This window comes from Pseudomonas fluorescens, from assembly GCF_000967965.1.
GTDB classification, from domain to species: domain Bacteria; phylum Pseudomonadota; class Gammaproteobacteria; order Pseudomonadales; family Pseudomonadaceae; genus Aquipseudomonas; species Aquipseudomonas grandcourensis.
Genome location: NZ_LACC01000004.1, coordinates 172,870 through 184,915 on the forward strand (window position 1 = coordinate 172,870; position 12,046 = coordinate 184,915).

The 12,046-nt window shown below is 59.2% G+C and carries 11 protein-coding genes; all 11 read right to left on the reverse strand.

All coding sequences use genetic code 11. The features are described 5' to 3' along the window. Nucleotides 1-1,020, reverse strand: coding sequence for a flagellar motor switch protein FliG (gene fliG / locus VC35_RS03210; RefSeq protein WP_007983391.1), 1,020 nt, complete (start codon nt 1,018-1,020; stop codon nt 1-3). Then, a complete protein-coding gene (gene fliF / locus VC35_RS03215; RefSeq protein ID WP_046037709.1) occupies nt 1,013-2,800 on the reverse strand; it encodes a flagellar basal-body MS-ring/collar protein FliF in 1,788 nt (595 codons plus the stop codon). Before fliF ends, fliG begins: the two co-directional genes overlap by 8 nt. Before the next feature lie 16 nt (nt 2,801-2,816). Continuing rightward, nucleotides 2,817-3,143 carry a flagellar hook-basal body complex protein FliE gene (fliE, locus tag VC35_RS03220; protein WP_008052868.1) on the reverse strand — a complete coding sequence of 109 codons (327 nt, stop codon included), beginning with the start codon at nt 3,141-3,143 and terminating at the stop codon, nt 2,817-2,819. Nucleotides 3,144-3,273: 130 nt separating this feature from the next. Continuing rightward, a complete protein-coding gene (locus VC35_RS03225; RefSeq protein ID WP_046037710.1) occupies nt 3,274-4,659 on the reverse strand; it encodes a sigma-54-dependent transcriptional regulator in 1,386 nt (461 codons plus the stop codon). Between the two features lie 5 nt (nt 4,660-4,664). After that, complete coding sequence (locus tag VC35_RS03230) at nt 4,665-5,858, reverse strand: sensor histidine kinase (protein ID WP_185754731.1); 1,194 nt, start codon at nt 5,856-5,858, stop codon at nt 4,665-4,667. 128 nt (nt 5,859-5,986) lie between these two features. Further along, nucleotides 5,987-7,462, reverse strand: coding sequence for a sigma-54 dependent transcriptional regulator (locus VC35_RS03235; protein ID WP_046037712.1), 1,476 nt, complete (start codon nt 7,460-7,462; stop codon nt 5,987-5,989). A 172-nt stretch (nt 7,463-7,634) separates the two neighbouring features. Next, the gene (gene fliT / locus VC35_RS03240) at nt 7,635-7,931 is read right to left on the reverse strand and encodes a flagellar protein FliT (RefSeq protein ID WP_046037713.1); all 297 of its coding nucleotides are present in this window, start codon (nt 7,929-7,931) and stop codon (nt 7,635-7,637) included. Between the two features lie 24 nt (nt 7,932-7,955). Continuing rightward, a complete protein-coding gene (fliS, locus tag VC35_RS03245; protein WP_046037714.1) occupies nt 7,956-8,345 on the reverse strand; it encodes a flagellar export chaperone FliS in 390 nt (129 codons plus the stop codon). Between the two features lie 157 nt (nt 8,346-8,502). Further along, nucleotides 8,503-9,888, reverse strand: a complete 1,386-nt coding sequence (gene fliD / locus VC35_RS03250; RefSeq protein WP_046037715.1) for a flagellar filament capping protein FliD — start codon at nt 9,886-9,888, stop codon at nt 8,503-8,505. Nucleotides 9,889-9,969: 81 nt separating this feature from the next. After that, nucleotides 9,970-10,320 (reverse strand): flagellar protein FlaG, encoded by a 351-nt coding sequence (locus tag VC35_RS03255; protein WP_046037716.1) that lies wholly within the window; start codon nt 10,318-10,320, stop codon nt 9,970-9,972. A gap of 74 nt (nt 10,321-10,394) precedes the next feature. Further along, a complete protein-coding gene (locus VC35_RS03260; RefSeq protein WP_046037717.1) occupies nt 10,395-11,834 on the reverse strand; it encodes a flagellin N-terminal helical domain-containing protein in 1,440 nt (479 codons plus the stop codon). Nucleotides 11,835-12,046 lie beyond the last annotated feature (212 nt).

Sequence of the window (12,046 nt, forward strand, 5' to 3'; positions counted from 1 at the left end):
TTAGATCATTTCCTCGCCGCCCTTGCCGCCGAGAACGATTTCTCCGGCTTCGGCCATACGGCGGGCGATGGTGAGGATTTCCTTCTGCGCGGTTTCCACGTCGCTGACGCGCACCGGGCCCTTGGCTTCCAGGTCGTCGCGCAACAGTTCGGCCGCACGTTTGGACATGTTCTTGAAGATCTTCTCCTTGACGCCTTCGTCCGACCCCTTGAGGGCCAGCACCAGCACATCGGAGGACACTTCGCGCAACAGTGCCTGGATCCCGCGGTCGTCGACATCGGCCAGGTTGTTGAACACGAACATGAGGTCTTCGATCTGACCGGACAGGTCTTCGTCGACTTCGCGGATCGAGTCCATGAGCTGGCCTTCGATGGAGCTGTCGAGGAAGTTCATGATGTCCGCCGCGCGCTTGATGCCACCCAAGGTGGTGCGCGAGGCATTCGAGTTGCCGGAGAACTGCTTCTCGAGAATCTGGTTGAGCTCTTTCAGGGCCGCTGGCTGTACGGTGTTCAGTGAGGACACGCGCAGGATGATGTCGAGCCGCACCTTGTGGTCGAAGTTGCCCAGCACTTCACCGGCCTGGTCCGGATCGAGATACGCCACCACGATCGCCTGGATCTGCGGGTGCTCGTAGCGGATCACGTCGGCGACGGCGCGCGGTTCCATCCACTTCAGGCTGTCGAGGCCGCTGGTGTTGCCACCGAGCAGGATGCGGTCGATCAGGCCGTTGGCCTTGTCTTCGCCCAGGGCCTGGGTGAGCATCTTGCGCACATAGTCGTCGGAGCCGACGCCCAGGCTGGTCTGGTCGCCGACGATATCGACGAACTCGCTCATCACCTGCTCGACCTGCTCGCGGTGCACATTACCCATCTGGGCCATGGCCACGCCCACGCGCTGAACCTCTTTGGGGCCCATGTGGCGCAGCACTTGGGCAGCGTCGGTGGAGCCCAGGGACAGCAACAGGATTGCGGCTTTGTCGACCTTGGACAGTTTGGCGGCAACGGCTCGGTTATCACTCATCTGCGTTAATCCACTCTTTCACGACCTGGGCCACACGACCCGGATCTTCTGCCACCAGACTCTTGATTGCGTTCAACTGAGCGTCATAGCCCTCGCTCGGGCTCGGCAACAGGATGCTGGTCGGGCCACCGAGGCTGACACGGTCGTTGGCCAGCTCGCCGTCCAGACCGCCCATGCCACCCAGTTCGACGTCGCTGCCGATACCGGCCAGCTGCTTGCCCTTGCCACCACCGGTGATGTTGTTGAGCACCGGACGCAGCACACCGAACACCAGCACCAGAATGAACAGCACACCCAGCACTTGCTTGACGATGTCCCAGAACCACGGCTGGGAGTAGAACGGAATTTCGGTAATCACTTCACCGCGCTCGGCGGAGAACGGCATGTTGATCACGCTGACGCTGTCACCACGGCTGGCATCGAAGCCGACCGCGTCCTGGACCAGGCGAGTGAAGCGCGCCAATTCATCGGCGGTCCACGGCGCGCGGGTGGTTTCACCGTTGGCCGGGTTGATCTTGACCTGATCATCGACCACCACCGACACCGACAGGCGATTCAACCGGCCCTGCTGCTGCTTGGTGTGGCTGATGGAGCGGTCGAGTTCGAAGTTCTTGGTCGATTGTTGACGCTTGTCCGCCGGGTACGGTGCGAGCATCGGCTGACCGGTGGCCGGGTCCATGATTTGCTGGCCGTTGGCATCAACCAGCGGCTGGCCCGGTTGCACCATGCCAGCTGCCCCCGGCGTGCCGCCGGTGGTCTGTGGCGCGGAGGCCGGCGCTGGAGGCTGGTTGCTCAGGGCACCCGGCACGCCTTGCGGGCCATTGCTGGCGGTACGTTGTTCGTTGACCGACTGCTCGCTGCGCAACGCCGGTTGATCCGGGTTGAATTGCTCGGAAGTCGACTCGATAGCACTGAAATCCACGTCGGCCGAGACTTCAGCCTTGTAGCGGTCATTGCCCAGCACTGGCTGCAGGATGTTGTGCACACGCTGGGTGAGCATGCTTTCCATGCGACGACTGTAGTCGAACTGCTTGCCAGCCATGGTCAGTTCGGAGTTTTCCGCCTGATCCGAGAGCAGGTTGCCCTTCTGGTCGACCACAGTGATCTGCGACTTGCTGAGCTCGGGAACACTGGTCGCCACCAGGTTGATGATGGCCACGACCTGGCCGGGTTCGAGGGAACGACCGGAATAGAGCTCAACCAGAACCGAAGCGCTCGGCTTGCGCTCGTCGCGCACGAACACCGAACTTTTCGGGATCGCCAGATGCACGCGGGCACCCTTGACGTTGTTCAGGCTGGAAATGGTGCGAGCCAGTTCGCCTTCGAGGCCGCGACGATAGCGGGTCGCTTCCATGAACTGGCTGGTGCCCAGTCCCTGTTCCTTGTCGAGGATTTCAAAACCGATGTTGCCGTCGCTGGGAGTGACACCAGCGGCCGCGAGCTTGAGCCGCGCACGGGACAGGTCATCGGCCTTGACCAGCAAGGCACCGGAATTGGGTTCGACGGTGTACGGGATATCGGCGGAGGCCAGGGTATCCATGACCTGCTTGGCGTCCATGCCGGCAAGGCTGCCGTACAGAGGCCGGTAGTCCGGTTGCTGGGACCACAACACCACGGCAAAACCAATCGCCACGCTCGCCGCCAGGCCGACCAACAGGCCCACCTGACGCAACATGGTCATCTCGGAGAGGTTTTCCAGGAAGGACAACCCGAACAGCGGCGGTTTGCCGTCTATTGGGGTGGCCTTGGCCGGAACGTTATCGGCGACTGCTTCTGCCATGACTCAATCTCGTCCTTTAAACCGGCATCTGCATGATGTCTTGGTAGGCCTGAACCACTTTGTTGCGCACTTGGGTCAACGCCTGGAATGACACGCTGGCCTTCTGCGAGGAAATCATCACATCGGTCAGGTCGACGCCGCTTTTGCCGATTTCGAACGCACTGGCCAACTGCGTGGAAGCCTGTTGGGTGTCGTTCACTTTATTGATGGCCTGACCGAACATGTCGGAAAAGCTGCTGCCCGTCATTTCAGGGACGGCAGTCGATTTCGGCGCAGACATGGCATCCATTTGCATGGCCCGCATATCCAGCATCAACCGATTGAATTCAATACCTTGGCTCATGGTTTCTCTCTTTGACGACCCGCAATTTTTTGACACTCACTCGGCGGGTAGTGAGGTGTTAGCAACAAGGGTGCCAGCTCCATGGCCACTCTGAACAAAAGCCCTTCCCGGGCCTTTTGTTGTCCGCCAATCAGGTCGCGAACAGAAAGGCTTCCACGTCCATGCCGGCATCGCGCATCTGCGCCAGCTTGTAGCGCAAGGTCCGCGGGCTGATACCCAGGCGCTCGGCCGCCTCTTTGCGACGACCGCGCTCGGCGCGCAAGGTATCGATGATCATCTGGAATTCACGGCGACGCAGGTCATCGCCCAGCGCACCGGCCGACTCGGACTCGATTTCCACAGCGCGCACCGGTACTTGCGCCAGTGCAGGCAGTGGCGCACAAGCCACCGGACCGGCCAGGCAGAAATCCTGCGGCTGGATCAAGCCACCCTGCTGCAGAATCAGCGCACGTTGAATCGCGTTGTCCAGTTCACGCACGTTACCCGGCCACGGATAACCGATCAGGCACGCCTGGGCCTCGGGGGACAATCTGGCAGCCGCATGCTTCATTTTATTGACGTGCCTGGCCAGCAGTCGCTCGGCCAGCGGCAGTATGTCGGCGGTGCGCTCTCGCAACGGGCGCCAGGCCAGGGGAAACACCGACAGGCGATAGTAAAGATCTTCGCGGAAGCGCCCTGCTGCCACTTCACCCGCCAGGTCGCGATTGGTGGTGGCGACCACGCGAATGTCCAGTGTGATCGGCTTGCGCGCCCCAACCCTTTCGACCTCGCGCTCTTGCAGCACGCGCAGCAGTTTGGCCTGAAGCCCCAGGGGCATTTCGGAAATTTCGTCGAGCAGGATGGTGCCGCCGTCGGCCTGTTCGAACTTGCCGGCTTGCGCGGCTATGGCGCCGGTGAAGGAGCCCTTCTCGTGCCCGAACAAGGTCGCTTCGAGCATGTTGTCCGGGATCGCTGCGCAGTTGATCGCAATGAACGGCTGACTGGAACGATGAGAGTGCTGATGGATGTAACGCGCCAGCACTTCCTTGCCCGTGCCCGACTCACCCGAGATCAACACCGTGGAATCGCTGCGTGCGACCCGCGCCGCCAACTCGAGTAGCTGCGCGCTCGCAGGCTCGAACGCTATCGGCCCCTCACCCTCGGTCAGGCCAAGACTGCCCAGGGCATGACGCCCCACCAGATCGAGCAACGCCTTGGGCTCGAATGGCTTGACCAGGTAGTCCGCCGCCCCTTGTCGCATCGCATCGACCGCACGCTCGACCGCACCGTGAGCGGTCATCAGCAACACCGGCAACTGCGGCTGCCGCGCTCGCAGCAGGCCCAGCAACTGGTGGCCGTCCATGCCCGGCATGTTGACGTCACTGATCACCAGGCTGAAAGCCTCGCCGCCGACGGCAAGCAACGCCTCCTCGGCCGAACCCACCGCCTTGAAATCGTGCCCCGCGAGCAACAGCGTATCGGCCAGCGCATCGCGCAACGCGCGGTCGTCCTCGACCAGCAGAACCTTGATACCCATTTGTGTCACTCCGCTCCTTGAGCGCTGCTGAACAACGGCAGGATCACCTGTGCGCAGGTGCCGCGACCGAGCCGCGAACGCAACTGCAATTCTCCCTGATGAGCACGCGCCACTGCCTTGACCACGGTCAGGCCAAGACCTGTGCCGGTAGTCTTGGTGGTAAAAAAGGGTTCGCCCAATCGCGCCAGAACGGCGGCATCGATACCGGAGCCACTGTCACTGACACACAGACGCAGGCTGTTGCCGCGGGTGTAGAGGTGAATCTTGAGGCGCAATTGACCGGCACTGGCCTGAATGGCGTTCTCGATCAGATTGAGGATCGCACCGACCAGGGTGTCGCGATTGCACAGCAACTCCCCCGAATGACTGTCGCACTGCCAGCGGATCGGCAGGTCCTGTACGTGGGTCAGCGCCGCCGCTTGCAACGATTGCATCAGCTGACCGGGCGTCACGCGGTCGGTCAGCGGCAACTCGCCCCGGGCAAAGACCAGCATGTCGCGCACCTGGTGTTCCAGCTCGTGCAGGCGCTCCTTGAGGCGCCCGGCAAAGCGCTGCTGGGTAGCGACAGGCAGCTCTTGCTCGGTCAAATGACTGGCATACAGCAACGCGGCGGACAACGGCGTGCGTATCTGATGAGCCAACGAAGCGACCATGCGCCCCAGTGACGACAGCCGCTCATGGCGGGCCAGTTGATCCTGCAGGTGGCGGGTTTCGGTCAGGTCGTTGAGCAACACCAACTGGCCAGGTTCGGCGTCCAGCGAGCGCGTGGCGATCGACAGGCGCCGACCATCCTTGAGGGAGACTTCATGGCCATCGTCTTCGCGCGGCGCAAAACAGCGGGCAATGACGTGGCGCCACAATTCACCTTCCAGCGGCAACCCCAGCAACTCGCACGCTGCCGGATTGGCTTCGCGCACGATGCCCTGGGCGTCAATGACGATGACACCGCCGGGTAACAGATCGAGGAGGTTTTGCAGGCGGTTGGCCAGGCGTTCTTTTTCCGCCAGCTCCTGCATGCGCTGGGCACTGACCACCGCCAGTTCACCCTTGAGCTCGGTTACCCGGGCTTCAAGCATGCTGTAGGAATCGGTCAACTGACTGGACATCTGATTGAACAGCGCAAATGCCTGCTCAAGGCCAAGCCGGCTCGCCTGCTCTACGGACGACGGTTGCCCCAAAGCATCAGGGACAGGAGACATCTGGGCGGCTTGGGGCATCGTGCTCTCTCGCTTGGCTGACCGTCAGTGAAACGGAACGTTGCGAGGGATGTAGCAATACCCGTGCCTAAAAAAAACTTCTTATAAATGAATGGATTGGAAAACAGGCGTCAATCATCCGCCTGCTCGTCTCCATCGCGACGGCTCATGCCGTACTTGCGCATCTTTTCCACCAGTGTGGTACGACGAATGCGCAGGCGCTCGGCTGCGCGCGCCACAATGCCGTTGGCGTCATCCAGCGCCTGCTGGATCAACCCTTGCTCCAAACCACCGAGGTAGTCCTTCAGGTCCAGGCCTTCTGGCGGTAGCATGGCATTGGCGGTGAAGTCCTGGGTATGGCCGTTGATGGCCACGCGCTCTTCCAGATCGCTGCGCAGGCTGTCGACCATCTGCTCGTCTTCATCGTCGACGTAGCGGAATTTCTTCGGCAACTCGACCACACCGATCACGCCGTATGGATGCATGATCGCCATGCGCTCCACCAGGTTGGCCAGTTCACGGACGTTGCCCGGCCAGCCATGGCGGCACAGCGACATGATCGCTGCCGAGTTGAATCGGATCGAGCCGCGCTTCTCGTGCTCCATGCGCGAGATCAGCTCGTTCATCAGCAGCGGAATATCTTCGACGCGCTCACGCAGCGGCGCCATCTCGATCGGGAACACATTCAGGCGGTAGTACAGGTCTTCGCGGAAGGTGCCGATCTCGATCATGCTTTCGAGATTCTTGTGGGTCGCCGCAATGATGCGCACGTCGACGCTCTGGGTCTTGTTGCTGCCCACGCGCTCGAAGGTGCGCTCCTGCAACACACGCAGCAGCTTGACCTGCATCGGCAGCGGCATGTCGCCGATTTCATCGAGGAACAGGGTGCCGCCGTTGGCCAGTTCGAATCGACCGGCGCGGCTGGTGATCGCCCCGGTGAAGGCGCCCTTCTCATGACCGAACAATTCGCTTTCCAACAACTCGGCCGGGATCGCCCCGCAGTTGACCGGCACGAACGGCGCTTCGCGGCGCTTGGAATGGTAATGCAGGTTGCGCGCAACCACTTCCTTGCCAGTGCCGGACTCACCGAGGATCAGCACGCTGGCATCGGTGTCGGCGACTTGCTGCATCATCTGGCGGACGTGTTGAATCGCCCGGCTGGTGCCGACAAGGCTACGGAAAAGATTGGGTTCGCGATGGCGACCGCGCTCGCGAGCCTGGTCGTACATCTCGCGATAGACCTGGGCACGGTGCAGCGAATCGAGCAATTTGCTGTAGCTGGGCGGCATTTCGAGGGTCGAAAGCACTCGCCGACGCTGGTCTTCCGGCAGGTCAATGGAAGAATTATCGCCCATTAACAAAACCGGAAGGAACTCATCCCATGTCGAGAGTGTCTTAAGCAAGCCCAGAAGTGCACCAGGAGCGTTGACCGTCCCGATGAGGACACAGATCACTTCACGACTTGACGACAAAGAGCCGACAGCCTGCTGCCAGTCATGGCTGCCGCAGGGTAAATTTTCTTCGCCGAGAAAATTTAAAATCACCGCCAGGTCGCGGCGGCGGACGCTATCGTCATCGATCAGCAGAATTTTGGTTTCACGCCACATGCAATAGCAACTTCCCTAGTCAACTCAATGCCCAAAATGCTGGGGCAAGCTAAACGCTTGCAGGCCTGATATGCCTGAAGACGACTGAAATCTGGAACCAGCCACTAGTTAAGTCAAAAAACCGTGCACAGTCAAATTTATGGCGCACTTGTTTGGATTAACTTGGGGTTAATTAACCAAACAGATGGTAAACCTTTGCCGCGCTCTTCGCTTGATTGATCTGCGACATCTCATCGACTATCGCCTGGCGCTCGCCCATCGTCGCGGTCAGCAACTCTTTGTAAACGGCCAGCAACCCTTCCAGATTAGTCCGCACCGCGTCTTCGTCGATGGGCGCGTCGCTGAGCACTTCGTCGACGCATTCGCGACACGCCGCATCCAGCTCGCCAATGGCATCCCAGTTGCGCGCCGCCAGGGCGTCGACCAAGGCTTCACGTGTTTCTTCAATCCGCCGCAGTGCTTGACTCATGACGTCATCCTCAGACCCTCGGGCCTATTGATTGGCAATGGCATCCCAACCGCTTTTGAGGGTTTCGAGCAAACCCGATACTTCGTCGATGATCGCCGCGTTGTTATCGCGATTGGCTTCCATCAGACGCGTCATCATGTAGGCGTACAAATTGTCGAGCTGTTGCAGCGATGCCGGATCTTCGGTCTTTTCCGGGTTCAAGCCATCACGCAGGCCGATGATGATGTCCACGGCCTTGCCCATCATCAAACCCTTGAGTGCAGTGTCGCCCCGCTCCATGGCACCTTTGGCCTGGGCCATGCGGTCCAGCCCGCCCTCCATCAGCAGCTGTACCAGGCGATGGGGGTTGGCTTCAGATATCTGGGCATGGGAATTGACCTTCTGATATTGGCGAAGGGCTCTCATGGGGTTCATGTTTCTACCTCGTGACAGACAACAGCTTGAAATTGGGAAGGCTCTGATCTTTATGTCGACTGAGCGACACATAACTTTAACGTAGACCCGCCACCAAAGAAAAAAACCCAGACACTGCCATGACAGCCTGCCTGGGTTTTTTTATGCCTGATCCGGATCAGTCCGACTTCGGATTGTTCAGCGCATTGAGCGTGGTCATGATGCTGTCGCTCTGGGCGCGCAGCCTGGCCACCAGGGAGTCCATCGCGGTGTACTTGGCGCTCAGGCTCGCTTGCAAGCTGGTCATCCGCTCATTGAGGGTGTCCTGCTGCTTCTTCAGGTCGTTCAGGCTGTCGGTCAGGCTTGCCGAACGCGCAGCGAACACACCGGTCTTGCTCAGTGCAAAGCTGTCTGTGGCAGACTTCATGCGCGCCAGCAAACCGGTATCACCGGTGAAGATACCGTTAATGTCGGCAGCATTGGTAAGCGCAGCGGCATCGAACAACTTGTCATTGATCGACAGCAACCCGGTCTTCTGGTCCGTCTTGACACCAAACTGGGCAAGCGACTTCAACTGACCGCTACCGCCCATTGCGTTCAGCTCGGTCCGCACCGCCGATATCATCGAACGCAGTGAGGCGTCGCCAGTCAGGGCCCCGGATGTTACGGAACCATCGGCGTTGGTGGTGACCTGAGTCTCGGCATTTGCAGCTTTGATCAGGGCATTGTAGGTATCGACGAAACCCTTGACCGAAGACTTCAGTGTTGCGTTGTTGGCAGCGACGGTGATGGTGGACGGCGTCGCCGCACCACCACCGGACGGTACCGGAGAAACCCCTGCCAGCTTGACGGTGATCCCGCTTACCGCATCGGCAATGGTATTGCTCTTGGACGTCATCGACACACCATCCAGAACGTACTCGGCATTCTGTGGTGTAGCGAGAACCGAATATCCGGTCTCCAGACCTGAGGTCCCCGACAGAGTCAAGTCCGAACCAACACCCGTCGTGGTCGAGGTCAACACCATTCGAGAACCGGTAGCATCGGTCAGAATGTTGGCACTCAAGCCCTGGTTGGCGTACTGCGAGTTGATCGAGTCACGTACCTGCTGCAACGTTGCGCCGCCGGGAACGCTGACGTCGAACTTGTTAGTGCCCTGATTGATAGTCAGCGTGGTCGGTGTAGAACCGGCATTGACCACTGAAGAAGCGCCGCCGGCAAAGACCTTGGTCGAAAGTTTCGACGCTGTGGCCAACTTGTTGACCAGCAGCGAAAAACTGCCAACCGCCGCGCCAGCACCCGTGGTCACGGTGGCGACTTTTTCGTCAGAAGACGAACCGCTCAACCCGCTGAAGCTGGCGGTGGTTTTCATGTTCTCCAACGCGCCACGGAAAGCATCCAGCGCCGCCTGAATTTTGCCGATCGACGACAGCGAGGTGGTTGCTTTCAGCGTTTGGTTGTTGATCTGCGTCTGCTTCGGCGCTCTTTCGGAGTCCACCAAAGTTTTCACAATCGCCTGGGTATCGATGTTCGAACCAATACCACTAACCGATGTACCCGCCATCATCTCTCTCCTTATCCAGTGGCTGCCGTTTTCTTGACCAGGAACGCCTTAAACAACGACAGCAACAAAATTCATGCCAGTTCAGACTTTGCCGTCAAACAACAAACTACTGGCGTCCGACAGGCTCTGAGCCAGTTTTAGTGCAGCTTCCGACGGGATCTGACGAATCACGAGACCCGTTTCGGTGGCGATGACCTTGACCACGACCCGGCCGGTGGAATCATCAATGGAAAAATCCAGATTGCGTTGGGCAGCTTGGACAAATTCCTGAATATCGGTGACAGCTTTTTCCAGCTCGTCACGCTTTGGCTCGGCGTTCGAGGCCTTCAGCGCTTCAGTCTTGGGCTGCTCCGGTTTTCCAGTGACATTCGGCGTTACGCCCTGATGGGCAACCGCGGGATAGGACTGGTTCAACTTGACGCTCATGTCCATGCCTAATCTCCTGATCATGAAAAAAACAAAAGGGCGCGTAAACGCGCCCTTCCGTCAGTTACCAAGCGCTGGAATTAACCCAGCAGCTTCAGCACAGCCGATGGCAGCTGGTTAGCCTGGGACAGGATCGCAGTGGAAGCCTGTTGCAGGGTTTGTTGCTTGGTCAGCTGAGCAGTTTCGGCCGCGAAATCAACGTCCTGGATCACGCCACGTGCAGCAGTGGAGTTGTCCGAGATGCTGCGCAGGTTCGACACGGTGCTGTCGAAACGGTTTTGTACCGCACCGAGGTCAGCGCGCTGGGAGTCGATGTTGGCAATTGCCTGGCTGATCACGTCAACAGCGTTTTGCGCGTTGGCGGCAGTGGTCACGTCAGTGTTGCTGACAACTGTTTTGGCCGAGCTGGCAGAAGTAGCTGCAGCAGCACCGAACAAGCCACCAACGCCGGCACCGGACATCGAGTAGCTGTTGGTGGAGTTCAGCGAGATAGCACCAGTAGCGATGATTGGACCAGCACCTACAACGAGCGGGGTGGAGGTACTGAGGACACCGGCACCGTTTTTCGCTGCAACCCCGATGAGGGCGGCGTTGGCGTTACCATTGGTGAAGCTCAGGTTTTCACCGGTATCGGATTTCACCGACAGGGCCTGAGTCGAGGAATCGTAGTTAACGCTGATGCCCAGTTTTGCGGCGTTGGACTTCAACTGATCCGCCAGATCGGAGGTGCTAGTCAAGCCGGTGAAGCTGACGGTTGCACCACCTACGGTCAGGTCGAAGGCAGCAGGAGTTGCAGCAGCAGCAGTTACAGTGAATGCAACTTCAGTACTGGCGGTTGCACCCAGACCACCTACAGCACCGTTCAACTTGGCAGCAATGGTCTTGGCCGAATCACCAACAGCCACGGCAATTGCAGCGCTGGTTTGACCGCCGCCTGTAACAGTAATAGGGCCGCCAGTCAGACCACCAGTAGCACTCGGTGCGTTTGTTACGCTTTTCAGTTGCTGCGAACCAACGTTGTTTGCCGCTACGTTGCCCAGAGTCATGTTGATGGTCTGGTTGGCGTTAGCACCCACTTGGAAAGCGGTAGTACCGAAAGAACCGTCCAGCAGGTTACGACCACCGAAAGTAGTGGTGGTAGCGATACGGGTCAGTTCGGAAGTCAGAGCCGAGTACTCGGCGTTGTTCGACTTACGGTCTTCAGCGCTTGGCGAGCCGTTCGCGGAAGCCAGAGCCAGGGTACGCATTTTTTGCAGGATGTTGGTGGATTCCTGCATCGCGCCTTCAGCCGTTTGCGCGATGGAGATACCGTCACCGGCGTTCTTGATGGCAGTGCCCAGGCCGTTGATCTGGCTGGTCAGACGGTTGGAAATCTGCAGGCCGGCAGCGTCGTCTTTAGCGCTGTTGATACGCAGGCCGGAGGACAGGCGCTGCATGGAGGTCTGCAGGTTACCGGAAGCTTTGTTCAGGTTGTTCTGAACGGTCAAGGAAGCAAGGTTGGTGTTTACGGTTAAAGCCATGACGAAATCCTCGTTGGATGGATACTGCGGCTTCCGGCCCTGGCTACCGCCTGGTGTGGCCTAGAGAACCTACGTAATAGTTATCGTCGTGAAGAGGCTTTGCTTGAGCGGTTTTTTGCAAATTTTTAGTGGCAGCGTGCCAGCCCTTTATTTTCAAGGCTTTACAGCCAGAAAATCGGCGCCATAAAAAAGCAAAACGCCCGGCAACTTAC